Annotated in this window: 27 protein-coding genes; 24 read left to right on the forward strand and 3 right to left on the reverse strand. The window is 42.2% G+C overall.

Annotated features, from left to right (window positions below; all coding sequences use genetic code 11):
* Positions 1–13 precede the first annotated feature (13 nt).
* The 3 genes from BAE46_RS08705 to BAE46_RS08715 all read left to right on the forward strand — a co-directional run bounded on the left by BAE46_RS08705 (position 14) and on the right by BAE46_RS08715 (position 2,129).
* Complete coding sequence (locus BAE46_RS08705; RefSeq protein ID WP_006006715.1) at positions 14–451, forward strand: flavodoxin domain-containing protein; 438 nt, start codon at positions 14–16, stop codon at positions 449–451.
* A 91-nt stretch (positions 452–542) separates the two neighbouring features.
* Positions 543–1,190 carry a DnaT-like ssDNA-binding domain-containing protein gene (locus BAE46_RS08710; RefSeq protein ID WP_006006717.1) on the forward strand — a complete coding sequence of 216 codons (648 nt, stop codon included), beginning with the start codon at positions 543–545 and terminating at the stop codon, positions 1,188–1,190.
* Positions 1,191–1,235: 45 nt separating this feature from the next.
* On the forward strand, positions 1,236–2,129 hold the full coding sequence (locus tag BAE46_RS08715; RefSeq protein WP_006006719.1) for an ATP-binding protein: 894 nt from the start codon (positions 1,236–1,238) through the stop codon (positions 2,127–2,129).
* Positions 2,130–2,227: 98 nt separating this feature from the next.
* Here BAE46_RS08715 and BAE46_RS08720 read toward each other — a convergent pair whose 3' ends face one another.
* On the reverse strand, positions 2,228–2,749 hold the full coding sequence (locus BAE46_RS08720; RefSeq protein WP_006006721.1) for an RDD family protein: 522 nt from the start codon (positions 2,747–2,749) through the stop codon (positions 2,228–2,230).
* 814 nt (positions 2,750–3,563) lie between these two features.
* Between BAE46_RS08720 and mnmG the strand changes: the two genes are divergently transcribed.
* From mnmG to BAE46_RS08805, 17 genes are all read left to right on the forward strand, one after another.
* Positions 3,564–5,465: a tRNA uridine-5-carboxymethylaminomethyl(34) synthesis enzyme MnmG gene (gene mnmG / locus BAE46_RS08725; RefSeq protein ID WP_006006724.1), complete on the forward strand. Its 1,902-nt coding sequence runs from the start codon at positions 3,564–3,566 to the stop codon at positions 5,463–5,465.
* 26 nt (positions 5,466–5,491) lie between these two features.
* Entirely contained in the window at positions 5,492–6,136 is a 645-nt protein-coding gene (rsmG, locus tag BAE46_RS08730) for a 16S rRNA (guanine(527)-N(7))-methyltransferase RsmG (protein ID WP_006006726.1), read from the forward strand.
* A gap of 138 nt (positions 6,137–6,274) precedes the next feature.
* On the forward strand, positions 6,275–7,054 hold the full coding sequence (locus BAE46_RS08735; RefSeq protein ID WP_006006728.1) for a ParA family protein: 780 nt from the start codon (positions 6,275–6,277) through the stop codon (positions 7,052–7,054).
* Between the two features lie 34 nt (positions 7,055–7,088).
* Positions 7,089–8,009: a ParB/RepB/Spo0J family partition protein gene (locus BAE46_RS08740; protein WP_006006730.1), complete on the forward strand. Its 921-nt coding sequence runs from the start codon at positions 7,089–7,091 to the stop codon at positions 8,007–8,009.
* 190 nt (positions 8,010–8,199) lie between these two features.
* The gene (locus tag BAE46_RS08745; protein ID WP_006006732.1) at positions 8,200–8,583 is read left to right on the forward strand and encodes an ATP synthase subunit I; all 384 of its coding nucleotides are present in this window, start codon (positions 8,200–8,202) and stop codon (positions 8,581–8,583) included.
* A 51-nt stretch (positions 8,584–8,634) separates the two neighbouring features.
* The gene (atpB, locus tag BAE46_RS08750) at positions 8,635–9,468 is read left to right on the forward strand and encodes a F0F1 ATP synthase subunit A (protein WP_070112390.1); all 834 of its coding nucleotides are present in this window, start codon (positions 8,635–8,637) and stop codon (positions 9,466–9,468) included.
* Positions 9,469–9,532: 64 nt separating this feature from the next.
* A complete protein-coding gene (gene atpE, locus BAE46_RS08755) occupies positions 9,533–9,772 on the forward strand; it encodes a F0F1 ATP synthase subunit C (RefSeq protein ID WP_040521001.1) in 240 nt (79 codons plus the stop codon).
* A gap of 45 nt (positions 9,773–9,817) precedes the next feature.
* Entirely contained in the window at positions 9,818–10,288 is a 471-nt protein-coding gene (gene atpF, locus BAE46_RS08760) for a F0F1 ATP synthase subunit B (protein WP_006006740.1), read from the forward strand.
* Positions 10,289–10,299: 11 nt separating this feature from the next.
* On the forward strand, positions 10,300–10,833 hold the full coding sequence (gene atpH / locus BAE46_RS08765) for a F0F1 ATP synthase subunit delta (RefSeq protein ID WP_006006742.1): 534 nt from the start codon (positions 10,300–10,302) through the stop codon (positions 10,831–10,833).
* 13 nt (positions 10,834–10,846) lie between these two features.
* On the forward strand, positions 10,847–12,388 hold the full coding sequence (gene atpA / locus BAE46_RS08770; protein ID WP_006006744.1) for a F0F1 ATP synthase subunit alpha: 1,542 nt from the start codon (positions 10,847–10,849) through the stop codon (positions 12,386–12,388).
* Between the two features lie 54 nt (positions 12,389–12,442).
* Positions 12,443–13,303 (forward strand): F0F1 ATP synthase subunit gamma, encoded by an 861-nt coding sequence (atpG, locus tag BAE46_RS08775; protein WP_006006746.1) that lies wholly within the window; start codon positions 12,443–12,445, stop codon positions 13,301–13,303.
* A gap of 32 nt (positions 13,304–13,335) precedes the next feature.
* Positions 13,336–14,724, forward strand: a complete 1,389-nt coding sequence (gene atpD / locus BAE46_RS08780) for a F0F1 ATP synthase subunit beta (RefSeq protein ID WP_006006747.1) — start codon at positions 13,336–13,338, stop codon at positions 14,722–14,724.
* Between the two features lie 40 nt (positions 14,725–14,764).
* The gene (locus BAE46_RS08785; RefSeq protein ID WP_006006749.1) at positions 14,765–15,178 is read left to right on the forward strand and encodes a F0F1 ATP synthase subunit epsilon; all 414 of its coding nucleotides are present in this window, start codon (positions 14,765–14,767) and stop codon (positions 15,176–15,178) included.
* A 272-nt stretch (positions 15,179–15,450) separates the two neighbouring features.
* Positions 15,451–16,308 carry a PA4780 family RIO1-like protein kinase gene (locus BAE46_RS08790; RefSeq protein ID WP_040521002.1) on the forward strand — a complete coding sequence of 286 codons (858 nt, stop codon included), beginning with the start codon at positions 15,451–15,453 and terminating at the stop codon, positions 16,306–16,308.
* Positions 16,309–16,427: 119 nt separating this feature from the next.
* A complete protein-coding gene (locus BAE46_RS08795; RefSeq protein ID WP_006006752.1) occupies positions 16,428–17,588 on the forward strand; it encodes an iron-containing alcohol dehydrogenase in 1,161 nt (386 codons plus the stop codon).
* 15 nt (positions 17,589–17,603) lie between these two features.
* Positions 17,604–18,344, forward strand: a complete 741-nt coding sequence (cobB, locus tag BAE46_RS08800; RefSeq protein ID WP_006006754.1) for a Sir2 family NAD+-dependent deacetylase — start codon at positions 17,604–17,606, stop codon at positions 18,342–18,344.
* Between the two features lie 538 nt (positions 18,345–18,882).
* Positions 18,883–20,643, forward strand: a complete 1,761-nt coding sequence (locus BAE46_RS08805; protein WP_070112392.1) for a protein adenylyltransferase SelO — start codon at positions 18,883–18,885, stop codon at positions 20,641–20,643.
* Between the two features lie 20 nt (positions 20,644–20,663).
* On the opposite strand, the gene BAE46_RS08810 is transcribed toward BAE46_RS08805, so the two are convergent.
* Positions 20,664–22,136 carry a flavin-containing monooxygenase gene (locus BAE46_RS08810; protein WP_040521003.1) on the reverse strand — a complete coding sequence of 491 codons (1,473 nt, stop codon included), beginning with the start codon at positions 22,134–22,136 and terminating at the stop codon, positions 20,664–20,666.
* A 173-nt stretch (positions 22,137–22,309) separates the two neighbouring features.
* Here BAE46_RS08810 and BAE46_RS08815 point away from each other — a divergent pair, with 173 nt between their 5' ends.
* The 4 genes from BAE46_RS08815 (at position 22,310) to BAE46_RS08825 (ending at position 25,226) form a co-directional block, all read left to right on the forward strand.
* Complete coding sequence (locus BAE46_RS08815; RefSeq protein ID WP_006006760.1) at positions 22,310–22,567, forward strand: hypothetical protein; 258 nt, start codon at positions 22,310–22,312, stop codon at positions 22,565–22,567.
* Between the two features lie 190 nt (positions 22,568–22,757).
* Complete coding sequence (locus BAE46_RS08820) at positions 22,758–23,150, forward strand: DUF4149 domain-containing protein (RefSeq protein WP_070112394.1); 393 nt, start codon at positions 22,758–22,760, stop codon at positions 23,148–23,150.
* A 372-nt stretch (positions 23,151–23,522) separates the two neighbouring features.
* Positions 23,523–23,771 (forward strand): type II toxin-antitoxin system RelE family toxin, encoded by a 249-nt coding sequence (locus tag BAE46_RS14340; protein ID WP_081483955.1) that lies wholly within the window; start codon positions 23,523–23,525, stop codon positions 23,769–23,771.
* A 336-nt stretch (positions 23,772–24,107) separates the two neighbouring features.
* Complete coding sequence (locus BAE46_RS08825; RefSeq protein WP_070112511.1) at positions 24,108–25,226, forward strand: zinc-binding dehydrogenase; 1,119 nt, start codon at positions 24,108–24,110, stop codon at positions 25,224–25,226.
* A 229-nt stretch (positions 25,227–25,455) separates the two neighbouring features.
* Here the strand turns inward: BAE46_RS08825 and BAE46_RS08830 are convergent, their stop codons facing one another.
* The gene (locus tag BAE46_RS08830; protein ID WP_006006766.1) at positions 25,456–26,586 is read right to left on the reverse strand and encodes a M14 family metallopeptidase; all 1,131 of its coding nucleotides are present in this window, start codon (positions 26,584–26,586) and stop codon (positions 25,456–25,458) included.
* Positions 26,587–26,913: the final 327 nt, after the last annotated feature.

Raw genomic sequence — 26,913 nt, forward strand, 5'->3', positions numbered from 1 at the left:
AAGGGGCATAAATGTGGACGTAAATATTGCAATTGGCTCGGTACTAGGCGCTAGCGAATACGTAGCAGAGGCTGTTGAAGCTATGCTAAAAACTAAAGGCTATAACGCAACTTGCCATTTTACCCCTTCTATAAGTGACATAAATCTTGAACAGCTATTAGTTATTATTACGTCTACCCACGGCGCAGGTGATTTACCAGACAATATACAGCCCTTTATTAAGGACTTAGCCGGCAAAGATTTAACCGGAGTACGCGCTATTATTATCGGTTTAGGCGACTCCAGCTACGACACCTTTTGTGCAGCCTCGCTTACCGTTGAAAGCACTATTGTTGGCGCAGGCGCTAGCCTACTTTTTCCAGTATTCCAAATAGATGTTCTGCACCATCCTATTCCTGAGGAACTAGCGGTAGAGTGGTTATCAACGAAATTAAGCACCATCACAGCCTAAGGATGCTAACGCGCTGTATTAAAAATATACACGTACTATTCTGTATGTACCTTATAATATGCAAGGCTTTTTAAACTGTGGATAAATACTCGTGAATGAGCTTGAAATAGAAACGTTACAAACACCCTTGAGCAATTTAGCGCGCGTTTTGTACTGTTTGTATTTACGTCCTCAATTAGTGGGAAATAAAACCGTCATATTAGTCAACAACCAAGCCGTTTTAGCGCTTGTTAATAATAAAAAAACCGTGATAAGCATGGGCCGTCAAATAAGCGCGCTATTTAAAGAGCTACACAAGGCTGGCCTAATTGAGGTAGACCCTAGTACTGACTTTTCAAAGAGTTTGCATAACAATAAAATTAGGTTACCGCTGAGCGCCCTTCCTCAATCGCTTGAAAACCCGCAGTTTCATTCTCAACATAAATCAATGCGCTTAGACTGGCGACCCGTGCAGTCGATATTTGAAGACCTATGTCAATTAGTAGGTCTAATTGAAAAAACCTATAGTGCAGATGAGCTTGGCGAATATATTGCTTATTGGTTAGGAAGAATAGACACTCAATGCACAGAGTATCAATGGACTCAAAAATTGGTGATACACTTAAAACAACGTAGGCAGCGCCTACCACTATCAGAACAAAAAACCAAAGCTGGCCATCAGTACGTAACACCAAGTGCTGGTATAGTATTTGACGACAATGTAAAGCAACTAATCAACCAATACAAAGATCAGGGTTAAAAGTGATTATGAAATGCTAGTGTATAAGCAAATGGAGACGTAGTAATGAAAACCTTAGAACAGCGCGTAGCCGAAATGAAAGGCGTAATGGGGCTAGATAGAAAGGCAGCAAAGTCAAATGCGCATATTCCTAAGTTTGACTATGAAAAAAATCGTCGCGAATATGAATTACTCGCTAACGCTGATTTACGAAAAATGCAGCAAGAATCAAAAATTAAACGCATTCAGCAACTGCATGGTAAATCCGAACTAAATCCAAAGTGGACCTTTGAAAACCTGCAGGAAGATGCTCAGGATGTGATTGAGGCGGTCAGTATTGCGAAAGCCTTTATTGCGGCGCATAAAGATCCCAAATGGCGCAAAAGTCGCGCCCATATGATGATTTTTTATGGTGACTATGGACGAGGAAAATCGCACATAGCTGGTGCTATTGCCCAAGAACTTATCAACAAGTTTGAAACCAGTGTACTTTACAGGCAGCTACAAACGCTGTTAGATATGCGTCTTTATTCATATGATTATCAGTCACAAGACAACGCTTCATATAGGTATCGCGAGGTAAACCAACAGTTGCTCGACGTTGATTTATTAATTTTAGATGAAGTTTGCGTAAATGAAACAGTGCTAAAAAAGAACGCTCAGTCTTGGTTAGGTAACTTGTTGCGTCAGCGTAAAGCCGCTAACAAAAACTGTATATTAATTACCAATCATAATTTAACAGAATTAGAGGACGCAATTGGTCGCTATTGTTTTGAATCGATGCGTGAATATGAAACCTATCAGGTGCATTTTCAGGGCCCCAGTAGGCGTTCTACGCTTACTCAGCAGATTATATCGAGCACTCAACCCGATGTTCAAACGCAACCCTCCCCCGGTGGTCCAAGTTCGCCTAAGTCATCAGGTTATCAGCCCAATCAAATAACATACAAAAAACGTTAATATATTGAGGCAAAAAACCACCCAATTTTTTTGTACGGGTGTCTTTAAATGACACCTACACACACTAGTTACGCTTAGTATTTATATTTATCTTTGAATTAGGTGCTAACGACTTTAGTGTTAGCAATCAGATCGTGGATACAGCGTTGATCTTCGCGAAAAATAAATAACACATTAACAATCATAAACAAAAATCCGACTACTGGGACTTGGTAGAGCAGTTGAATTAGTACAATGCGCAAACCTAGCAAGCGCTTAAACCCGATGCGTTCACCGTCGGTACGCACTATCTTTATATTCAATAAACGCTTAGCAATGGTTTGCCCATATTTATATAGTAAAACACCATTTATAACCATATATATAATAATAAATAGAGCACAATACGTATAAATATTCTTCATTAGCTGGGCCTGATCAGGGTTAGAAAAATCACCGCCCATCAGGCTAAATATGACCAAGCCTGGTATAAAAAATAAAACCAATATAAACGTATCTAGGAAGGCTGCTCCTAAGCGAGTCCCTCGGCTAGCTAGCTCAGCGCTATCAGATAGCATATTAATTTCGTCATGCTGTTCAGATTGTAGTGCTGTATTAACTTGCTCGTCATTATTGGACATACTGCTAATTTCCTTTTGCTAATGTTAAAAGACGCCTTCAAGAAACTCCGCCGACGCTGAAAAACCTGTAGCGAGGTGAGTACAGTAGCACTGTACAACAACGCTTGACAACTGTCCGTCGCGCTAGGAATCATTCGAAACATCTAAAACTCTTTAATAATGGTAATGAAACGAAATATTGAGTAAATATTAGACAACAGACGCAGATCATAAAAATTCTTATAAAAAAATATGTAAAAAAATATCAGTACTACCTAAAATGTGTCCACAGCAAGTCTCACCTTGAGTTAAAAAAGTGGAAGCTATTGCTAGTGATAGCTTCGGTGAATTCACCCTAAAGAATACACATAATATCAACATGCAATACATAAAAAAATATCTCCTGTGGATAAGTTAGCTAGAAAGCTGTGGATTAAGGACTAATAAGCAAGGGATAAAATCGTCTACTTTTTAACCTGTGGGTAAGTAGCTTAGTTATCCTCAAGCTATACATACTTCTTAGTTTGCTTATACAAGCCTTTTCATTCTTATAAACTATTGATATTTATAAATAATATTGAATTATTAACAGAAAAACGCTCGCATAATAGTAGTAGTAATAAAGATCTTTAAATAAAAGACTATATATACTACTGAGGGAAATTGACAAAAAAAGTCATTTTCTGACCTCTCGCAAAAGCCCCCCAATGTTTACTATTTAAACAACCATATTTCATATATGCTTTGTTTCATATACACTACCTGCCCTTTTGATGAAGGCTGTAACAAACAATATTTGTACTAGCACAATATTTGAGATTTAGTAAGGATTTGGATGTTTTATCAACAAAACTTTGATGTAATTGTAGTAGGCGGTGGCCATGCTGGGACAGAAGCCGCAATGGCATCTGCTCGCATGGGTGTTAATACACTTTTACTCACTCATAGCATTGAAACACTTGGACAAATGTCGTGTAATCCAGCCATTGGCGGTATTGGCAAAGGTCATTTGGTCAAGGAAATTGACGCACTTGGCGGGGTGATGGCAAAAGCGGTCGACAAAGCCGGGATTCAGTTTAGAACACTAAACAGTTCTAAAGGACCAGCCGTTAGAGCCACTCGCGCACAGGCCGATCGTACTCTTTATCGAATAGCAGTACGTAATGCCATAGAACAGCAGCCAAACCTTACTTTATTTCAGCAATCATGTGACGACCTTATTGTTGAAAATGGACGTGCCTGTGGCGTGGTAACACAAATGGGTCTCAAATTTCGGGCAAAAACAGTAATCATTACTGTCGGCACCTTTTTAGGTGGCACCATTCATATTGGGCTTGAAAATTACAAAGGAGGACGCGCTGGCGATCCGCCCTCAATTGCGCTGGCTCAACGTTTACGCGCACTGCCTTTTAGAGTCGATAGGCTAAAAACGGGCACACCTGCAAGGTTAGATGCAAGAACTTTAGATTTTTCAGTGATGCAAGAACAAGCGGGTGACACGCCATTGCCCACTTTTTCATTCATGGGCAATGTGGCTGATCATCCTCGTCAAATTCCTTGCTACATAACCCATACAAACGAAAATACTCACGATATTATCCGCTCAGGCCTAGACCGATCGCCTATGTATACGGGTAACATAGAAGGTGTAGGACCGCGTTATTGTCCTTCCATTGAAGACAAAATAGTGCGTTTTGCAGACAAAAATTCGCATCAAATATTTGTTGAACCCGAAGGTTTAAACAGTATTGAAGTTTACCCTAATGGTATATCAACCAGTTTACCCTTTGATATACAGATGTCCTTGGTAAGATCCATAAAAGGGTTTGAGAATGCGCATATAATTCGTCCAGGTTACGCCATTGAGTATGACTTTTTTGATCCACGAGATTTGAAACAAACATTAGAAACTAAATTCATAGACGGTTTGTTCTTTGCTGGCCAAATTAACGGCACAACAGGCTACGAAGAAGCGGGTGCACAGGGCTTAATTGCAGGCGCTAACGCTGCTTTACAAGTACAAGAAAAAGACCCATTAGTGTTAGGCAGAGATCAAGCCTACGTTGGTGTATTAATTGACGATTTAGCCACCATGGGTACAAAAGAACCTTATAGAATGTTTACCAGCAGAGCTGAATATAGATTGTTGCTACGTGAAGATAACGCTGACAGTAGGCTTACCCAGCAAGGTCGTAACTTAGGCTTGGTATGCGATGAACGTTGGGCTGCCTTTTCACAAAAGATGGAACTTATTGAGCAAGAGAAACAACGTTTAAAAAATAATTGGATCCACCCTACTCATAAATCGGCAGAAGCTTTAAACGGCATTTTAAAAACGCCCGTAAGTAAAGAACATTCACTTGAAGAACTCATTCGTCGACCTGAAATGACCTATAAAAGCCTAATGACAATTGAATCTATAGGTCCAGGCTTAAAAAATGAAAAAGCCGCAGAACAGGTTGAAATTCAAATAAAATATGCCGGTTATATTTCAAGACAACAGGACGAAATTGCAAAATCTCAGCGCCATGAAAATGCGCTACTTCCGCCTGATTTTGACTATTCAACTATATCTGGATTATCAAATGAAGTAGTGGCAAAACTGACCGATGCACGGCCCGAGACGATTGGCAAGGCATCACGTATATCAGGTATTACGCCTGCCGCAGTTTCACTACTGTTGGTGTATTTGAAAAAACACAGTATGTTATTCAAACAAACACGCGAATCGGCGTAGTAAAGAGATGTCAGGAATATTATGTAATGGATGAACTAACACAAAGCTTGCACATTCAATTTGACGAGCTGAGTCCCCAGCTTGATTTTGAGGTCAGCGAAACTCAAAAAAGACAGCTTATAGAATTTGTGTTACTACTGCACAAATGGAATAAAGCATATAATTTGAGCTCCGTAAGAAAGCCCAGTGAGATGTTAATTAAGCATATTTTTGATTCAATTGTAGTAAGTCCATACTTAACAGGCTCGCACATCGCCGACGTTGGAACAGGGCCAGGCTTACCGGGTATCCCACTAGCGATTATGTGCCCACACAAGACATTTACCTTAATCGACTCTTTAGGTAAGCGTGTAGTGTTTATGAAGCAGGCCATTCATGCATTAGGTCTTAAAAATGTGAGTCCTATACAAAGTCGAGTTGAAGATATCACACCCCAAAAATATTTTGACTTAGTATTGAGCAGAGCGTTTGCGTCATTAAACGACATGCTTCGTTGGTGTTCCCATTTGCTTGATGATGACGGCCAATTTCTAGCTCTTAAAGGTCAACTTCATCAACAAGAATTAAACGAAATTCCTGTACACTTTACACTAGTGCAAAGCATCCCTCTTTTGATACCATCCTTAGAGGGTGAAAGACACTTAGTGCTGTTGAAAAAGAATGTGCAATAGGCAATCAGGGTCATTCGTTATTCTCGCTGTCATTTTCAAAGAATAAAAGTAGCTAAAAAAATAGATAGTTTATAAGTCAATAAAGCTATTTTTTTAGGGTAAACTCAATCCAGTTAATCACGTGAAGGTATTCAACTAGTGGCGCGAGTCATCTCAATAGCAAATCAAAAAGGCGGCGTGGGTAAAACAACGACCGCGGTTAACGTTGCTGCGTCTATGGCGGCAACAAAGCGCAAAGTATTGCTGATTGATTTAGATCCGCAGGGCAATGCTACGATGGGTAGCGGCGTTGACAAGTACAATGTAGAAAACACTTGTTATGAATTATTAATAGAGCAGAAACCTGCTAGCGAAGTCATTATTACTCAAACTACGGGTAAATATCACCTTATTGCGGGTAATTCTGATATCACCGCGGCAGAAATAAAATTAATGGAAGTGTTTGCCAGAGAGCTACGATTACGAAACGCGCTTGCTCCCATTAAGGACGACTACGATTATATTTTTATTGATTGTCCACCTTCATTAAATCAGCTAACGGTAAATGCATTAGCCGCATCAGACTCGGTATTAGTGCCTATGCAGTGCGAATATTACGCATTAGAAGGTGTAACAGCGCTTATGGATACGATTGAGAAATTAGCGTCGGTAGTTAATCCTGATTTGAAGATTGAAGGGGTACTGCGCACAATGTACGATCCACGAAATCGTTTAGCAAATGATGTATCTGAACAGCTTAAACGCTATTTTGGAGACCAAGTTTACCGTACCGTAATTCCAAGGAACGTCAGACTAGCAGAAGCGCCCAGTTTTGGTGAACCTGCAATGTATTATGATAAATCATCAAATGGCGCAAAGGCCTACTTAGCGCTTGCCGGTGAAATATTGCGCAGACGTAAAAAATTAGAAGATGCATAGTAGCAAATGAGAATAAGAAAAAGAGGCGTTACCAATGGCACCGAAAAATAAAGGCTTGGGTAGAGGACTAGATGCATTACTTGCTACAAGCAAAAGCGTTGCCCATAAAGACGCACAAAGTGCCCAAGATCAAAATAGCACTTATGACGAAGCCACCAACGATTTAAAAAAAATTCCTATTGAATTCTTGCATGCAGGAAAATACCAGCCACGAAAAGACATGGCAGATCAAGCATTAGAAGAACTCGCTGCGTCAATTAAAGCGCAAGGCATCATTCAACCCATTGTGGTGCGTCAAACGGGCACTGATAAATATGAAATTATAGCTGGAGAACGTCGCTGGCGTGCCGCGCAAATGTCTCGCTTAGAGGTGGTTCCCTGCTTGATCAAAAATGTGGCAGACGATGCCGCTGTTGCTATTGCACTGATAGAAAATATACAACGTGAAGATTTAAATTCAATGGAAGAGGCGCAGGCTTTAGAGCGACTTATGCTTGAATTTAATCTTACCCATCAGCAAGTGGCTGAGGCGGTGGGAAAGTCGCGCACTACCGTGACTAACTTATTGCGCTTAAATGGGCTTGAAGAGGGCGTTAAAACACTGCTAGAACATGGTGATATAGACATGGGACACGCCAGAGCATTGCTGTCGCTTGTTGGTAACGAACAAGAAAATTTAGCCAAGCTAGTGGCTGAAAAAGGGCTTACAGTGCGTGAAACTGAGCGCCTAGTCAAAAAAGCTCAGGAAGAACCCAACACTGAAGACCTTCCCAAAGAAGAAAAGACAATTGATCCTGACGTTAGGCGTCTTGCTACCACATTAACGGATACCTTAGGTACCAGTGTTAAGATTGATCACAACAAAAAAGGCAAAGGGAAAATGACAATTTCTTTTGAAGATTTAGACCAGCTTGATGGTATTTTGGCGCATATTACTACGCCAAAAGACGAATAGATTTTTTTATTAAGCGTAGATATTTATAAAAATAATACGAATTTACCAAATTGCTCGAAAAAAACTGTCATAAGACTATAGTATAAATGATGCCAGAATCTTTTATATTTTCCATTTCTGGTTGAATATTTTCGCATTAACAGTATACTTCGAACGCTTTTTATAGCGCAATATCAGCAGGAACTAAGATATGGCAACTGATTTGGCAGCGCCAGGTAAACGGCTTGCCGTCAAAGGCATAGTCGTTCAATTTTTGGTTGGTTTGTGTATGCTTTCGTTATCAATCTTTTATGATCCAAAGTTATCGTTGTCCATTATACTAGGCGTCATTAGTTTTTTAATACCACACAGCGTTTTTGCGTATTGGGTGTTCCGATATGCCGGTGCAACTAAAAATAGAGTAGTTGCGCAAAGTATGAATCAAGGTATGAAGTTAAAACTTGTTCTTACAACGTTAATATTCGTTATTGCGTTTTCACTGTTACATGTTCAGCCTTTATATTTATTAGGCGCATACGCAATAACAATGGTCAGTCAGTGGGCCGCAATGTTCGTGTTAAGTGTTAAAAATTAACATTTAATAAAAATACGTAAAAATTTTTAAATTAATAATTTGGGTTTAACAATGGCATCTTACGACACTACGCAAGAATACATTAATCACCATTTAACCAACGCAAAAATGTGTACTGCCGATGGTGGAATCGCATTTAATAAGGCCTGCGCAGACGCTGGCTTTTGGACGTTGCATGTAGATACTATTGGGTCTTCAGTGTTAATTGGCGTTTGTTTTTTATATTTCTTTTGGCGAATAGGGAAAAAAGCAACAATCGGTGTACCGACTAAAACCCAGGCTTTTGTCGAGATGATTGTTGAATTTGTAGACGACAACGTCAAAAGCTCCTTTAATGGCACCAGTCGATTAATTGCACCATTAGCACTCACCATATTTGTATGGGTATTGTTAATGAACCTGACAGACTTAATACCTGTAGATCTATTTCCATGGATAGCAGGGTTAATTGGTCAGTATGCCTTTGGTATGGACCCAAAAGATGTCTACCTAAAAATCGTACCCACAACCGACATAAACACGACTTTTGCTTTAGCAATAGGCGTCTTTATACTTATTATATTTTATTCTCTTAGAGTTAAGGGCATAAAAGGCTTTGCTAAAGAATTAACCATGCAGCCACTAAATCACTGGGTTTTCATTCCTTTTAACTTGGTGATAGAAATAGTCACTTTGCTGGCTCGTCCACTTTCATTGTCGTTACGTTTGTTTGGTAACCTCTATGCTAGTGAACTTATATTTATACTGATTGCAACCATTGGTTATCTGCAACTACCATTGCATTTCGCTTGGGCTGTATTTCATATTCTAGTACTTCCATTACAAGCCTTTATTTTTATGATGCTAACCATCGTTTACTTAAGTTTGGCATGTGAAGAACACTAGTAACGATTTTACTTTTACTTTTATTTTTACTTTTATTTATATTTAACATTACTCGGAGATAACAATGATTTACATCGCAGTTGCAATAATAATCGGAATGGGTGCCCTAGGTACTGCTATTGGTTTCGGAATCATGGGGGGCAAATTCTTAGAATCTTCTGCTCGTCAACCAGAGTTAGCACCGCAGTTACAGGTCAAAATGTTCATCCTAGCTGGTCTAATTGATGCTATATCTATGATCGGTGTTGGTATAGCTCTCTATATCTTATTCGTTGTTGCACCTGGTTTAGGTGGTGTGTACTAACACTCTATTTTATAGGTTAACCAATGAACAATAGGAGGAGCGGACGTGAATTTTAACGCCACCCTAATAGGTCAGTTAATTGCGTTTACTGTATTTGTTGCGTTCTGCATGAAGTATGTATGGCCGCCGCTCATAGGCGCGATTGAAGAAAGACAGAAAAAAATAGCAGATGGTCTTGCTGCCTCAGACAAAGCAACAAAGGATCTTGAGTTAGCAAAGTCAAGCGCTACAGACCAAGTTCGTGAAGCGAAAGTGCAGGCTAGCCAGATTATTGACCAAGCTAAAAAACGTGCAAATCAGCTGGTTGAAGAAGAAACACAAAAGGGGCACGCTGAGCGCGAAAAAATTATCGCACAGGGTTACGCCGAAGTTGAAGCAGAGAAAAATCGCGTCAAAGAAGACTTGCGCAAGCAGGTTGGTCTACTAGCCATAGCTGGTGCCCAAAGAATTCTTGCGCGTGAAATTGATGCCGACGCACAAAAAGACATTGTTGCAAAACTTGTCCAAGAGCTTTAGGAGAGTAAGTCATGTCTCAATTGACAACAGCAGCTCGTCCATATGCTCTAGCCGCCTTTGATTTTGCAGCTGACAGCTCATCTATAGAAGAGTGGCAAAGTATGCTGGTTTTTGCAGCTGAAGTCGCAAAAAACGAGAGCATACAACAGCTTATAGTAGGTGCAGATGCGGCTAGCAAGGTTGCCACAATGTTCATTAGTATTTGCGGAGAACAGCTTAATAGTAAAGGCCAAAACTTTGTAAAGATTTTAGCGGAAAATGACCGTTTAGCATTATTGCCAGAAATATCGGCTATGTTTAACGAGCTCAAAACGATGCGCGAAAAGCAAGTTAATGTTGATGTAACCTCTGCCATTGCGCTTGATGATGCCCAAATAAATAGCTTAAGCGCCGCATTAGAAAAACGTTTTGACCGCAAAGTACATTTAAATTGTAGCGTGGATCCGAGCATTGTCGCAGGCCTAATTGTAAAAGCAGGCGACACTGTTATAGATGGCTCCTTAAATTCACAATTGAACCGTCTCAACGACGCGTTACAAGCATAACGGGAATATAAGTATGCAACTTAATTCTACAGAGATTGCAGAACTGATTAAGAAACGAATTGACCAGTTTGAAGTAGTAAGTGAAGCAAGAAACGAAGGTACAATCGTTGGCGTAAGCGACGGCATTATCCGTATTAATGGTCTTGCAGACGTAATGCAAGGCGAAATGATCGAATTGCCAGGCGGCAGTTTCGCCATTGCACTTAACCTTGAGCGAGACTCGGTAGGTGCGGTAGTTATGGGTCCGTATAATACTCTGCAAGAGGGCGATAAAGTAAAGTCCTCTGGTCGTATCCTTGAAGTGCCAGTAGGTCCACAGCTGTTAGGGCGTGTTGTTAACACCCTAGGTGAGCCTATCGACGGTAAAGGGGCGATAGACGCTGAGCGCTTTGAGCCGGTTGAAAAAATTGCACCAGGCGTAATTGAGCGCCAATCGGTAGATGAACCTGTTCAAACAGGTTATAAATCAGTTGATGCAATGATCCCGGTTGGCCGCGGCCAGCGTGAACTTATTATCGGCGATCGCCAAACGGGTAAAACAGCGCTAGCAATAGATGCGGTTATAAATCAAAAAAATACCGGCGTTAAATGTATATATGTGGCGATTGGTCAAAAAGCATCAACCATTGCCAACGTTGTGCGTAAATTAGAAGAACACGGCGCGATGGCGCATACCATTATTGTAGCTGCGTCGGCCTCTGAATCAGCGGCACTCCAATACCTTGCGCCTTATTCTGGTTGTACTATGGGTGAATATTTCCGTGATCGCGGCGAAGACGCACTTATTGTTTATGATGATTTGTCAAAACAAGCAGTTGCTTATCGCCAAGTGTCATTATTGCTGCGCCGTCCACCAGGTCGTGAAGCATACCCAGGTGACGTATTTTACCTACACTCACGCTTGTTAGAAAGAGCAGCACGCGTAAATGCTAGCTACGTTGAAAAGTACACAAAAGGTGAAGTTAAAGGTAAAACCGGCTCACTAACCGCGTTGCCAATTATTGAAACCCAAGCGGGTGATGTATCTGCCTTTGTACCCACAAACGTAATTTCAATTACCGACGGTCAGATATTCCTTGAGTCAGATTTATTTAACGCCGGCATACGCCCTGCTGTAAACGCCGGTATCTCTGTTTCTCGAGTAGGTGGCGCTGCACAAACTAAAATCATCAAGAAGTTAGGCGGTGGTATTCGTCTTGCACTTGCTCAATATCGCGAGTTAGCCGCATTTTCTCAGTTTGCATCAGACCTAGACGATGCTACTAGAGAACAACTAGAGCATGGTCAGCGAGTAATGGAATTGATGAAGCAAAACCAGTACTCACCGTTATCTGTTGCTGAAATGGCCGTATCGCTATTTGCGGCAGAAAAAGGTTATTTGAAAGACATTGAGCTAAATAAAGTACTTGATTTTGAAGCGGCCCTGCACTTTTACATGTTGGCTGAATACAAAGAACTGATGGACACAATTAATCAGACTGGAAACTATAACGACGATATTGAAGGCCAGTTAGCAGGCGCATTTGACAAATTCAAATCGACTCAAAGCTGGTAATCCACAGGCTCTAATTGGTATTAGAGCGGTCGTTGAGTAATCGGAGAAAATTTCATGGCAAGCGGAAAAGAGATTAAAGGTAAAATTGGGAGTATTAAAAACACCCAAAAAATTACCAGCGCGATGGAAATGGTTGCCGCCTCAAAAATGAAGAAGGCACAGGAGCGGATGCAATTAGGACGTCCTTATGCTAAAAGTATGAAGAAAGTCATTGGTCACATCGCCAGCGCTAACTTAGATTACCGCCACCCTTTCTTAGAAGAGAGGGAAGTGAAAAACGTCGGTTTTATTGTTATTTCGACCGACCGTGGTCTATGTGGCGGACTGAATACAAATGAATTTAAGGCAGTATCTAAGCGTATTAAAGCTTATCAAGAACAAGGTACAGGACTTTACTTTGCTGCACTTGGTGCAAAAGCAGTAAATTTCTTTTCCCGTTTTGGTGGCAACGTAATGGCAGCTGAGTCCGGTTTAGGTGACAAACCTACTTTAAGTAAGGTAGTAGGTACTGTGAGGGTCATGCTAGACGCATACGAAAACGGCACACTTGATAAAATTTACTTAGTGTATAACCGATTTATTAACACCATGAGCCAAGAGCCGGTTGTTAATCAATTGCTGCCATTACCAAAGTCAATGGAAGAAGAACGTAAACACACTTGGGACTATTTATATGAGCCCAACGCTGATGAAATTCTAGACGCTTTACTTGCTAGATACATCGAGACAGTTGTTTATCAAGGTGTGGTTGAAAACGTTGCGTCTGAACAAGCAGCCAGAATGGTGGCAATGAAGGCAGCAACGGACAATGCCGGCGATCTTATTGATGATTTACAATTAATATATAACAAGGCGCGTCAGGCCGCAATTACACAAGAAATCAGTGAAATTGTAAGTGGCGCAGCAGCGGTTTAGCAAAAGAATTTTAAAGTATAAGAGGACTAATTATGAGTCAAGGTAAGGTCGTCCAGATCATTGGTGCGGTAGTGGACATTGAGTTTCCACAAGATTCCGTACCACGTGTATATGACGCACTGCGAGTGGCCGATGGCGACCAAGCAGGTTTAACGTTAGAAGTACAACAGCAGCTTGGTGGTGGTGTTGTAAGAACAATAGCCATGGGTTCCACCGATGGTTTACGTCGTAACTTAATGGTAAATAACACAGGTGAGGCTATTCAAGTCCCCGTGGGCCTTGCTACTTTAGGCCGCATCATGGATGTATTGGGAAACCCAATAGATGAAGCTGGCCCCATTGGTGAAGAAGAGCGTATGTCTATTCACCGTGAAGCGCCCAGCTATGAAGACCAGTCAAGCTCAACTGAGCTACTTGAAACAGGCATAAAAGTAATAGATTTAGTATGCCCGTTTGCAAAAGGCGGTAAAGTTGGTTTGTTTGGTGGAGCCGGTGTAGGCAAAACGGTAAACATGATGGAGCTTATTCGTAACATCGCGATTGAACACAGCGGTTATTCTGTGTTTGCAGGTGTTGGTGAGCGCACCCGTGAAGGTAACGATTTCTACCATGAAATGAATGATTCAAATGTACTTGATAAAGTAGCATTAGTATATGGCCAAATGAATGAGCCTCCTGGTAACCGTTTACGTGTTGCACTAACAGGCTTGACTATGGCTGAAAAATTTCGCGACGATGGTCGTGACGTGCTGTTTTTCGTGGATAATATATATCGTTATACTTTGGCCGGAACAGAAGTTTCTGCTTTGTTAGGCCGTATGCCTTCAGCGGTTGGGTATCAGCCTACATTAGCGGAAGAAATGGGTGTCTTACAAGAGCGTATTACCTCTACTAAAACCGGTTCAATTACGTCAATTCAAGCCGTATATGTACCAGCGGATGATTTAACCGATCCATCTCCTGCTACTACCTTTGCTCACTTAGATGCAACGGTCGTATTATCGCGTGATATTGCATCTTTAGGTATTTACCCGGCGGTTGACCCGCTTGATTCTACTTCGCGTCAGCTTGACCCGCTAGTTATCGGCCAAGAACATTACGACACTGCGCGTGGCGTGCAGTCTGTGCTGCAGCGTTATAAAGAACTAAAAGATATCATCGCGATCTTAGGTATGGATGAATTATCTGAAGAAGACCGGCAGGTAGTATCACGTGCTCGTAAAATTCAGCGATTCTTGTCACAGCCTTTCTTCGTAGCAGAGGTCTTTACAGGTTCTCCGGGTAAGTATGTATCGCTTAAAGACACCATTAGTGGCTTTAAAGGTATTCTTAACGGTGATTACGACAGTCTTCCAGAGCAAGCATTTTACATGGTTGGTTCAATAGAAGAAGCGGTAGAAAAAGCGAACAAGAATAAGTAATCGCTGAAAATAACGTTGACGTTATTTAAGGAGACCGACAATGGCAATGACAACACACTTGGACGTAGTAAGCGCTGAGGCAGAGATCTTTTCTGGTTTGGTAGAAACTGTTCAGGCATCTGGTGCAGAAGGTGAGCTTGGGATTTATCCTGGTCATGCACCTTTAATCACTAGTTTGCTGCCTGGTATGGTGCGAGTTGTAAAACAGTTTGGTGAAGAAGAACTCATTTATGTGGCCGGCGGCATATTAGAAGTACAGCCTGGACATGTAACGGTATTAGCCGATGTTGCAGTACGCGCAGAAGAGCTCGATGAAGCAGCGGCACAAGCCGCTCAACAGCATGCAAAAGAGCGCATTGCAAAGGGTGGTGCTGACTTTAACTATGCAGAGGCAGCAATAGAACTTGCTGAAGCCGTTGCACAGTTGAGATTGATTAACAAACTCAGAAAGTAAACAGACTGCGCTTTAGGTAAAAAATCCAGCTTAGGCTGGATTTTTTGTTTTACGAGTACACAAGTACAGTTTCAATGGCAGCTATAGTACTATAGGGGCGCTGAAAAAATTTTATGTAGTAGCGCTCAGCATGACCGGTTTACGCATGTATATATGCCTTAGCAGTTAATAATCGAGCTGCACATTAAAAATGATGCTAAGAAGTCAAATATTGTGATTTCGCATTGAAATTAGCCTATTTATTCAACACAAAGGTACTAAACAAACGCCCTATGAAAATACCAAAACGACTACAACCTTTAGTAGACGACGGCCTAGTAGACGAAGTGCTTTACCAACTTATGAGTGGTAAGGAAGCGACTGTATTCGTGGTAAAAAGTCAGGGTCGCATATGTTGTGCCAAAGTATATAAAGAATCGATGAAGCGCAGTTTCAAAAAAGCCGCGCAGTACAACGAAGGCAGAAAAGTAAGAAGCACAAGGCGCGCACGCGCTATGGAAAAAGGCTCCAAGTTTGGCCGCAAGCAGCAAGAAGATCAGTGGCAAAATGCCGAGGTCGACGCGCTATTCAAACTTAGCAAAGCTGGGGTAAGAGTTCCGCAGCCCTATGGCTGCTACGATGGCGTGCTGTTGATGGAACTAATCGCCGATGAACAAGGCGAAGTTGCGCCACGTCTAAACGATGTGTCTATGTCTGCTGAGCAAGCTATTGAAGACCATGAACAGGTTATGCTATACGTCCAGTTAATGCTATGTGCAGGTATTGTTCACGGTGATCTATCAGAGTTTAATGTGCTAGTAGACGATTATGGTCCTGTTATTATTGACTTACCGCAGGCAGTCGACGCAGCAGCAAATAACAACGCCTACAGTATGCTATTGCGCGATGTTCACAACATGACAGAATATTATGGCGAATTTGCCCCCGAATTACTACAAACCCACTATGGTGAAGAAATGTGGGCACTGTTTGAAGCAGGTGATTTAAGCCCCGAGGTTATCTTAACAGGACAGTTTGAGTTTGATGAAAGTGCAGCTGATGTCAACACGGTTATGGAAGAAATAAAAGCCGCATTTGATGAAGAGCAAGAACGAATAGAGAGAATTCGTTCGGCGAATGAGCCTGACTAGGTCTTGTTCTATTAAAACTAGCTTGCTTCCACTTATTTTGGCTGATATAGATAGTTAAACGCCTATTGCACGGGTATTTAGCGAAGCGCCATTAGCCAACATTCAACGGGATATCCTCTATGTCTACAATGATCAATCTGCCCTCTATTTTACAAATCGGCGCGGGTGCCATAAATGAGCTACCCGCTATTTTGCGCAGCCTATCTTCTACTCGCCCCTTTCTAATTACTGACTCGACCATGGTTAAACTTGGTCTTGTTGCTACTATAAGCAACATTCTTGAACAACAAGATATTACCTTACCAGTATTTTCTAAGGTTATGCCTGAACCCGATGAAGCGTCAATACTAGCAGCGGTTAATTTAGTCGCCACAGATAACTATGACAGCTTAATTGCATTAGGCGGCGGCAGCGCTATTGATAGTGCCAAAGCAATCGCGCTTTTAGCCTCGCATGGCGGCAGTATGCGCGACTATAAAGTACCCTTTCAGGTAATACAGCAAAGCATTCCTGTTATTGCTATTCCGACTACCGCCGGCACAGGTTCAGAATGTACACGTGTGACTATTATAAGTGATAGCAACACATCTGAAAAAATGCTCTGCATGGGTCCCGGCCTCATGCCAAAAGCCGCAATAGTTGATTATGAGCTTACCTTAACTGCGCCCTTTCGCATTACCGCAGACACCGGCATAGATGCTCTTACTCACGCAATTGAAGCCTTCGTGAGTAAAAAATCAAATTTGTACAGTGATCAACAGGCAATAGCGGCTATGAAATTGATAGCGCCTAATCTACTAAGCGCTTGCCTAACACCAAGCAAACTAGCTGCAAAAGAAGCAATGATGTTAGGTGCAAGCCTAGCGGGGATTGCGTTTTCTAATGCCTCAGTGGGCTTAGTGCATGGCATGAGTCGCCCCTTAGGCGTTCACTTTCACGTGCCTCACGGCATGAGCAACGCTATGCTGCTGCCCGCAATCACCCAGTTTTCGTTAAGCGGTGCGCCAGAAAAATATGCACAGTGCGCTGTGCATATGGGCTTAATTTCTTCTACCCAGCACATAGCAGAGTGCCACACTCGATTAACGCAGTTTCTGACCACGGTAAATACAATATTAAAAGTCCCTATGATGTCTGAATTTGGTATTGTAAAACAAGCCTATGAAGGCTTACTTGAGACAATGGCGAATCAAGCGCTTGCATCTGGCTCTGTGGCCAATAATCCTAACGTACCCAATAAAGATACTATTATAAAGTTGTATAGAAATATCTATGCGTAAAGGATATGCCTAATAGTGAAGCACCTTAACTTTTTTCTTAACACAATCAAACACCCAAAAATCGTGATTTTGACCGGGGCAGGTATATCTGCCGAATCGGGTATTAGCACTTTTAGGGACAATAAGGGCTTATGGGAAAATCATACGGTAGAGGAAGTGGCTACGCCAGAAGCATTTGCGCGCAATCCAGAGTTAGTGTATCGATTTTACAATGCTAGGCGTCAACAGCTGTTGAACGATGAAGTTGCCCCAAATCCAGCCCATATTGCACTGGCTAAACTGCAAAGAAAACTGCAGCAAGATTTCGTACTGATTACTCAAAATGTAGATAACCTGCACGAGCGCGGCGGCTGCAAAAATGTTATTCATATGCACGGTGAACTGCTATCTGCAAAATGTATAAATTCCAACAGCGCCGTTAGCACTGTTGACGACGTAAGTTCTTGTACAAAATGTGCTTGCTGTGACACGCCAAGCCCAATGCGCCCCGACATTGTTTGGTTTGGTGAAACACCCTATCACATGAAGGCGATTCAAACCCACCTGCAAGAGGCTGATGTCTTTGTGTCAATAGGCACGTCGGGTAATGTTTATCCTGCCGCTGGCTTTGTTCAAGAAGCACAGTATGTGGGTGCTCACTGCATTGAATTAAATCTAGATCCCAGTGAAGGTCAAAGTAATTTTACTGAGTGTCATTACGGCCAAGCTTCAACGCTTGTGCCGTGGTTTGTAGATGAAATCTGTGCGGCTATCTAGCCATCAATGATAAACTAAATGGCAAGCGCAGCCCAACTAGGTTCTAGCGTTATCAAGGTCTTAGATTGACTTGAAAAATACCACTGCGGTGTTCATTAAAACCCTCCTGGCGCACAGTAAGAGAGCCTTAGCCTGTTTGGCTTGTAGCTTTTAATATCTATGTCAATACTATGTGAAATTAGTGTGAAATATACGATTTATTTTCACGTTTTTACCTTTATTAGCCGACTATCTAGTAGCCCTAATCGTGTTTGAAAATTCGCACTAGATGAATGGGCGCCTTGGACAGACAACGGCAGATCTACCGAAGTAGTAACAAACGATGCTGAACATGACCAAGTGACTGGATTTACCTTACCAAGCCAAGTGTTGCCACCCCAGCGTGCAGCTATGTGCTTGCTGCTTGGTCATTGATACCTTGCGATGCGTATACTTAATATGTTTACAATAGATATGAAAGCTCTTACGTATCTTATAAACAAATATACGCACAGCGTTTATAGTTGGGTAAAGCCATAAAACATCTTGGAGAATACACATGAATATGAAGGCAAACATCCAAAGTGAGCAAGTGTCGACTACTATTGCAAAGCTTGAAGACATCGCCAAGCTCGCAGACTACTCGCTTATGGACACTTTGAACTGCGATCCCGATGCCACTGCAAACGGAGATGATCACGAACCAAGACAGGTGTTTTCGGGTCATTATGTGCCGGTGACCCCTACGCCAATTGCAAATCCCGAGTATGTGACGCACAGCAAAGACTTTTTTCGTGAGCTTGGCTTTAACGACGCTATGGCTGAGTCGACTGATTTTATGGCTATGTTTTCTGGTGACATATCACACCTTCCACAGCCAATGCGAAAAGTGGGCTGGGCAACGGGCTACGCGCTTTCTATTTACGGCACTGAATATATTCAGCAGTGCCTGTTTCGAACCGGCAATGGCTATGGCGATGGCCGCGCAGTGTCGGTACTTGAGGCGGTTATTAATAATCAACGCTGGGAAATGCAGCTAAAAGGCGGTGGTCGCACACCATACTGCCGCGGTGGCGACGGGCGCGCGGTGCTGCGTTCGAGTATACGGGAATTTTTGGCCCAAGAGCACATGCATGCGCTTGGTGTGCCAACGTCGCGTTCTTTAAGTTTGTATGTGTCTAAAACCGAAAAAGTTAGGCGACCGTGGTACTCACAAGGTTCGCACGCGCAAGATCCCGATACCTCTTTGGTAGAGCCTGTAGCTATATCGACGCGGGTTGCGCCGTCATTCATTCGCGTTGGCCAGTTAGAACTTTTTGGCCGCCGCGCGCGCAGCAATCAACATCCAAACGCTATGCAAGAGCTTGAGAAAATTGTGCAACACGGGATTGACCGTGAGTACAGCAAGGTCATCGATAACAGCCTTAGCATGCCTGAAAAAATCGTGCTGCTAGCGCAAGAATTTCGCAATCGCCTTACGTCTCTTGTGGCGAACTGGGTGCGTGTAGGTTTTTGCCAAGGCAATTTCAACAGCGACAACTGCGCGCTTGGCGGCTACACACTCGACTACGGACCGTTTGGTTTTGTTGATGCGTTTCACCCTTTCTTTCAGTCATGGACGGGCGGCGGTCAGCACTTCGCATTTTTGAACCAAGGCGAAGCAGCCCAGCGTAACTTTGATATGTTCTGCACGGCGGTGCGTCCGCTGCTCGCACAACATCAGGATTTTGCACAGCAATTGACCGAGATTCAAATTAGCTTTTCTAAAGCAATGCAAACAAAAATGGAAACCATGTGGGCTGCCAAACTCGGGTTAAATACATATGACCCTATGCTGTTTAGTGAGCTTGAAAGCCTTATGGTGCAAACACCGGTAGATTACACCATCTTCTTTCGTGAGCTTTCATCACTTCCCCACGACATTGGCTCACTTGAAAAGAGCTTTTATAAAGGCGTGAACGGTTCTGCGCAATCCAACCACAGCGCAAATCCAGAAGCGTTGAAAAAAGCTTGGTCTGCTTGGTTCGTAAAATGGAATTCCCTTATTGAGCTTGAAAGTGTTGCTTCAGGGCATTCTCGTGAACAGGTTTCAAAGCAGATGAAACTCGTCAACCCAAAGTACAGTTTACGTGAATGGTTTGTGGCGCCTGCATATCAGCAGGCCAGTGAAGGGAATTACACGCTTGTTAAAGAGCTACAAGATGTAATGACGCAGCCTTACGCTGAGCAAACACAAGTGCAACAAGATAAGTATTACAAACTAAAGCCTCTGGCGTTTTTTGATGTAGGTGGGCTGTCGCACTATAGCTGTTCGTCATAGCTGTTCGTCATAGTTGTTCGTCACAGTTGCTCCTCATAGCTTATAGAAGCAAACATTAGGCTGTCGTCTATTACCGATGAATAGCCTAAGCTTATACGATCAAGTATGTAGTTTTGATTGAGTTTCCAAGGCTTGCTGCTACCCTGCTGGGGCATTTGGCTAAGCGATCGCAGCACATAGCTTGAAGTGAAGTCTATCAAAGGCTCTGCCTGTATGCCTTGTGCAGGTAAAACAGGCTGGCAGTAGTCATATTGATGCTTATCCATATGATTAATTAGGCGACAGACGTATTTCCCTACCAAGTCTGATTTTAAGGTCCACGACGCATTTGTGTAGCCCATCGTAAAGGCGAAGTTAGGCAGTGAGCTTAACATCATGCCTTTATAGCAATAGCTATCGGCAGGCGTAAACGCTATGTTGTCGACACTAAGATTATATGAACCAAGCACCTGTAGCGTGAGACCCGTAGCGGTCACAATAATGTCGGCCTCTAACACTTCGCCCGACTGCAGCTTTATACCTTGCTTAGTAAAACAATCAATTTGGTCAGTTACTAGGCTGGCTGAGCCATCTTTTATTGCGCTGAATAAATCACCGTCGGGCACCAAACACAAGCGCTGATCCCACGGCTCGTAGCTGGGTTTGAAGTGCTTATCCACCGGATAGTCTTTGCCTAAAACCGCGAATATCTCTTTTCGAAGCAATTTCTTTAGTACTTCTGGCCTGCTTTTAGCGATCTTATACATTAGCATGCCAAGCAATATGTTTTTCCAACGGCTAATGCTATAGGCCGCTTTAGCAGGCAGGCAGCGGCGCAAGAAATTCGCCACAGCGTCTTGTTCAGGCCTTGCCAGTACATAGCTAGGTGAGCGCTGCAGCATGGTGACATGCGCTGCGGTTTTTGCCATGGCCGGCACCAGCGTTACGGCGGTGGCGCCGCTGCCAATCACAATCACTTTTTTACCGCTATAATCTAAGTCTTGTGGCCAATGCTGTGGGTGAATTACACGACCAACAAAGGTTTCAATCCCTTTGAAATAAGGCGTATAGCCTTTCTCATAGTTATAATAGCCCGCGCATGAAAAAAAGAATCGACTGATATACGTGCAATGCACGCCGGTTTTTACGTTGAGTACTTTTGTATGCCATTTAGCACACGCGCCATCCCAGTTAGCGGCTATTACTTTATGCTCAAACACAATATGCGGCGTAATACCATTTTCATTGGCCGCTTCACTCACGTAGGTTTTAATATCTTCACCTGGAGATATTGCCTTTTGGGACGGCCAAGGTTTAAAATTAAAACCAAAGGTATACATGTCTGAGTCGGAGCGAATGCCCGGGTAGCGAAACAAGTCCCACGTGCCGCCCATAGCGCTGCGCGCTTCTATAATAGCGTATGACTTACGTGGGCAGTTTTTTTGTAAATGATAAGCTGCGCCAATACCAGAAATACCGGCGCCTATAATGAGCACGTCTACTTCTTTTTTCATGCTGCTCAAGCTAAGATCTCCTTTATTTTTACGCGGTAAATCGTAACTTGTTTCGCACTATAGACAGTCTGGTCAGCTATTTAATTAGTACCAAGGTGGTTACCATTTGCGGTCATATTTTTATTTTGCCTCGCAATTAACCATAGCATAAATCGCATAAAATAGTGAATTTGTTGGCCATATTATATAAGCGCAAGGGTCATCCTGAGAAAACCTTTGAGATTTATGAATTTCTAGATAAAAACAACATTTTGTCGTATACGGTACTAGAAAATTTCGCCTCTATTCTATTTAAAGAAGGCGATACACAAAGAGCCGATGGCTTAATGCAGAAAATAGAATTAACTAATGAAGATAATCCTTCTTGGCTGTATGCGGCGAGAAAACAAGTAGAACTTCAAAACTATACATGTGCAAAACGTTACTTGTGAATAAGCCTAGGGCTTGCAGCGCTAACAGGCGAAATTTATGGCTTATACGAATAAGGAGTCTAAAGCCTGACTATGCTTAACTCGTTTAAATCTTTGAATAGTCTATCCAAAGCATAATCGGTTCTGAACCAGATTGACCAAGGCGCGTATCCTATTATCTATGCGAATTTTACATCATAAGGCTTAATCCATGCTTGACGCACTTCAGCTAGTGTTATTATCCGTCATATTTGGCGGCATGGTGACATTCCAAATTCTATTTGCACCCTTAATCTTTATCAAGCTGAAAATAGATATTGCTAGGCCGTTTATTCGTGCTTTTTTTCCCTTCTACTACCTGTACTTTGCTGCACTTAGCCTAGCATACCTGATCATTTGTTTATTCGTGGGTGACAATGTTCAAGCGATTATAGCAGGCGTGTCTTTACTCGGATTTATAATCTCACGTCAACTCCTTATGCCTAAGGCAAATACAGCGTCTGATGCGAATCAAAAGTCGAGATTTGATTTACTGCACAGGGCTACGGTTGCCATAAATACACTGCAGTTGGCGGCATTTTTTGCTGCTTTGATATTAATCTAGCCACTTGCTGCGATACCAAATAAGCTAAAATTAAGTATGCAGTTGTGCTCTGATTGGTCGTAAATATTGAGTCAATCTTAAGCTTGGCTTTTAACAGGTAAAGGCAGCAGGTGTAAATATTACCTTGAAGCCAGCTATACGCTGGTAAACAGACCATCAAAGGCGAGTCCAATCGATATTATTGTTGTCATCCTAATAGTCAAGCTATGGAGCGCGTTTCGGGATTATTTTTTTCCCAGAAAATAGGCAATACATCCCTGTTAGATCTTCACAGCTAAGTTTTAGATTGGATTTGTCTTCGCTTCTATTCAGTATCAGCTCTATTATATTTATTCTGTTCGTTACTTTGGTGCCAATTAGGCAAATTATAGAATAACGTTTAAAAAATCAGTCGCAAAGGATTTAAAGTCATTACCTAAATCGGATGTTATTAAAATAATCGCAAAGATCGCTAGTCTTGCTGAAGATCCAAGGCGGGTTGGTGCAATCAAACTCAACGGCAATGAATTATACCGCATACGTCAAGGATTTTATTGTATTGTGTATGAGATTAAGCATCAAGAACTGACGGTTTTGTGCATAAGAGTAGGGCACAGGTCTGATATACACAAACGCACGTAACAATGCAAATAAAGACGGGCAGCCTAGAAGAGCCCTTAGTCTGACGCTTATTTCGGTGTTAATTTTAAGGTCTGTTATTAAGAAACACCTAAGAAACACCTAAGTATAAAGCATTGACATTTCGTGTTTTTAAATAGAGCTGTCTTATTCTTCAATGGCAGAAAGCTAATGGATCAGGTCCACTTAGCAAGCACAAAGTATAACTAGGAAAATCTCTCAAGGTCAGGTTGACTTAGCAAACACAAAAGGCATAACTAGTAAGCATGTAAACGACATGTTATTTTATGCATAATGACAACGCTAGTTACTATCAATCCCTTAATTTGCGAGAAAAAAATGACCACTACTAAGCAACTGTTTACCCATATTTCATCTGATGCGTTCTTAACCATTTCACTTGACGAGGTAGATGTACCCGCGCCAAAACCGCATGAAGTGATTGTTAAAATTGAAGCTGCGCCTATTAATCCCTCTGATATGTGGCCTATGTTTGGCCCAGCTAATCTGGCAGATGCCACGTTTGATGCCAGCAGCAATAAGCTTAGTGCGCCGGTGCACCCCGGTATTCTGTCCCGTATACGGTCGCGCGTAGATCAAAAGTTGCCCATCGGGAATGAAGGTGCAGGTACCGTTGTTGCGGCCGGTGACAGCCCACAAGCACAAGCGCTTATGGGCAAAACGGTTGGCGTACTTACAGGCGCAACGTATACGCAACATTGTTGCGTGCCTGTGCAGGCATGTATTGTGCACAATGAGGGTACGAGCGCTCGCCAAGCAGCCTCTTCTTTTGTTAATCCGCTCACCGCTTTGTGTATGGTTGAAACAATGCGCCGTGAAGGGCATACCGCGCTTGTGCACACCGCTGCCGCTTCAAGCTTAGGTGTTATGCTAAATAAAATTTGTATTGCGCAAGGCATCAGCTTAGTTAACATTGTGCGCAAACAAGAGCAGGTTGATATGCTCAATGATTTAGGCGCTAAATATGTGCTCAATTCTAGCAGCGAAAGTTTCAAAAAAGACCTATATAAGGCCATAAAGGAAACCGGAGCAACACTGGCATTTGACGCAATTGGCGGCGGCGACCTCGTCAGCGATATTCTTAGTGCAATGGAAGCCGTAGGCAGCAAAGACGCTACCGGCTTTAACACCTATGGCTCTGCCGAAAATAAGCAAATATACGTTTATGGTAATTTAGACTTTACCCCCACGGTATTAAATCGCGCCTACGGTATGACTTGGAATATAGGCGGATGGCTGCTGATGCGCTTCTTAGGTTCACTAGAAGTTAAAGACGTATTGGCCTTGCATAAACGAGTTGCCGATGAGATAAATACAACCTTTGCGCTTGAATTTAGTAATGAAATTTCACTCATTGACGCCATGAAACCTAATAATATCGCTCGCTATAATGCAAAGAAAACAGGCGAAAAATTCTTTATTAATCCGTCTTTATAAGTCATTGTAGTGTAGCCGCCTATTTTGCGATTGCGGACTTGATGCGTTCTCAATCGCAGCGGCATCAACAATCAGTATTACTTATCTTTGCTTATTGGTGCTGTCTTTGTTTACACGATAATTGAAAGGCTTTTCACGTAAATAAGGGCCCATACTTAAATGCGCTATAAGTATTTTCAGTGCTCAAAATAATAATAACGATAAGAAAAAGAATGCGGGGTATAGCCTTCTACAGCTCAAAGTAATTAGTAAAGCACTTATAAAGCTGCGTACCGCCGAAAACGCTGGCAGACGGGAAGTGAAGAATAGGTATCAAATCGCAAGGTGCAATAACCTCAAACGTTGCTTTTTCATTATCGAGTTCATCAATATTAAGTACTCTTGCCAAAACCCCCCCTTTTTCGACAACCGTGCCGGGTTTTGCCACATATTCAACCATACCACCAAACTGACTAAACATTACTTTGTAGTCTTTCAGGTAAACTGCGCGCCTAATCATTTCCTTTGGTGAATACTGCTTTGTTACAAAGCATTTTTTATGGGATAGGTACGTTAGTATACTGATAGAATCTGCAACGCCTGCTTCAAATTCGATGACCTCTTGAGATCCCATTTCAACTGTAAAAGCTTCTACACCAAAGTCCCACTCTTTTTCTGGGAACTTTTCTTGCAGCGCGTTTTTCAAAGACCACCAAGGGCAAAACGTTGCCTCATCTAAGGCACCAGAAAAGACATTTGGGATCAGAATAACATTTGGAATATTGAAGAACTTCGCGGAATGTTGAGCGTATTCAGGCACGTAAATATGCCTGGTTGATACAGGACCATTATGAAGATCAAGCACAATATCTGCTTCAAGTGCCATTTTTTGGAGCTTTAAGTTCAAGCACTCAGCAAGCCCTAAACCCCAAATATTGTTAAGTTTCTTCTCAATTGACACCTTTAGTTTGCTGCGGTACTCAGTTTTGATTTTATCAATATCACTGTCTGGATTAATACTGTTTGCGTACTGCGCTATTAAATCTTTGTCGTAGTGGTAGGCGCGATTCCAGTTTTGACCGTTAACTGGATCAAATCGGCCTAAGGTATACTCTCCCGATTTAAGGTTACTTCCTACTGGGTTGCAGTTGGGAACAAGCGTGATTTCCCCTCTAAGATCAGCTCCTTGCAAGTGTTTTAACAAGTGAAACAGTACAATATTCCCCTGTACTTCAGCGCCGTGAATGGAACTTTGAAGGTATACTTTGGGTCCAGGCAAGTTACTTTTAAATTTATAAACCGGTACATTTAAGTCTCGCCCTGATGCATTTTGCGCGACGACTAAATACTCTTTTGAAAAGGCTACCTTAGCTTTAGCCATTTGCTATACCTCAACCTTATGAATAAAGCTTTGAATATAAGCGTTAAAGCCATGCTGAGGGTCACAAATTCGATAAACAGGCACGTTAAGACCTAGATCCGACGCATATTGAGCAACGGTGATATGAGAGTTTGGTAGACGAGTATGAGCTTTTGGCATTGTTAGGAATTAGCAGATTGCATTGATTGGCTTCGTCATTTGACAATAAAGCATTGCACTTTTGAAGTAAATCACCGCGTTAACAAAATTAACAAAAAATGCTTATAAAGCATCAAAGTATATGGATGTGAGCTATATAGTAATAGCAAGGCTTGGCATTAGCTCACC

This window comes from Glaciecola punicea (genome assembly GCF_001756615.1).
Taxonomy (GTDB): Bacteria; Pseudomonadota; Gammaproteobacteria; order Enterobacterales; family Alteromonadaceae; genus Glaciecola; species Glaciecola punicea.

Coding starts and splice junctions, on each gene's coding strand:
- BAE46_RS08715 (WP_006006719.1), top strand. CDS start 1,236: ATGAAAACCTTAGAACAGCGCGTAGCCGAAATGAAAGGCGTAATGGGG.
- BAE46_RS08720 (WP_006006721.1), bottom strand. CDS start 2,749: ATGTCCAATAATGACGAGCAAGTTAATACAGCACTACAATCTGAACAG.
- mnmG (WP_006006724.1), top strand. CDS start 3,564: ATGTTTTATCAACAAAACTTTGATGTAATTGTAGTAGGCGGTGGCCAT.
- rsmG (WP_006006726.1), top strand. CDS start 5,492: ATGGATGAACTAACACAAAGCTTGCACATTCAATTTGACGAGCTGAGT.
- BAE46_RS08740 (WP_006006730.1), top strand. CDS start 7,089: ATGGCACCGAAAAATAAAGGCTTGGGTAGAGGACTAGATGCATTACTT.
- BAE46_RS08745 (WP_006006732.1), top strand. CDS start 8,200: ATGGCAACTGATTTGGCAGCGCCAGGTAAACGGCTTGCCGTCAAAGGC.
- atpB (WP_070112390.1), top strand. CDS start 8,635: ATGGCATCTTACGACACTACGCAAGAATACATTAATCACCATTTAACC.
- atpE (WP_040521001.1), top strand. CDS start 9,533: ATGATTTACATCGCAGTTGCAATAATAATCGGAATGGGTGCCCTAGGT.
- atpH (WP_006006742.1), top strand. CDS start 10,300: ATGTCTCAATTGACAACAGCAGCTCGTCCATATGCTCTAGCCGCCTTT.
- atpA (WP_006006744.1), top strand. CDS start 10,847: ATGCAACTTAATTCTACAGAGATTGCAGAACTGATTAAGAAACGAATT.
- atpG (WP_006006746.1), top strand. CDS start 12,443: ATGGCAAGCGGAAAAGAGATTAAAGGTAAAATTGGGAGTATTAAAAAC.
- atpD (WP_006006747.1), top strand. CDS start 13,336: ATGAGTCAAGGTAAGGTCGTCCAGATCATTGGTGCGGTAGTGGACATT.
- BAE46_RS08785 (WP_006006749.1), top strand. CDS start 14,765: ATGGCAATGACAACACACTTGGACGTAGTAAGCGCTGAGGCAGAGATC.
- BAE46_RS08790 (WP_040521002.1), top strand. CDS start 15,451: ATGAAAATACCAAAACGACTACAACCTTTAGTAGACGACGGCCTAGTA.
- BAE46_RS08795 (WP_006006752.1), top strand. CDS start 16,428: ATGTCTACAATGATCAATCTGCCCTCTATTTTACAAATCGGCGCGGGT.
- BAE46_RS08805 (WP_070112392.1), top strand. CDS start 18,883: ATGAATATGAAGGCAAACATCCAAAGTGAGCAAGTGTCGACTACTATT.
- BAE46_RS08810 (WP_040521003.1), bottom strand. CDS start 22,136: ATGAAAAAAGAAGTAGACGTGCTCATTATAGGCGCCGGTATTTCTGGT.
- BAE46_RS08820 (WP_070112394.1), top strand. CDS start 22,758: ATGCTTGACGCACTTCAGCTAGTGTTATTATCCGTCATATTTGGCGGC.
- BAE46_RS08825 (WP_070112511.1), top strand. CDS start 24,108: ATGACCACTACTAAGCAACTGTTTACCCATATTTCATCTGATGCGTTC.
- BAE46_RS08830 (WP_006006766.1), bottom strand. CDS start 26,586: ATGGCTAAAGCTAAGGTAGCCTTTTCAAAAGAGTATTTAGTCGTCGCG.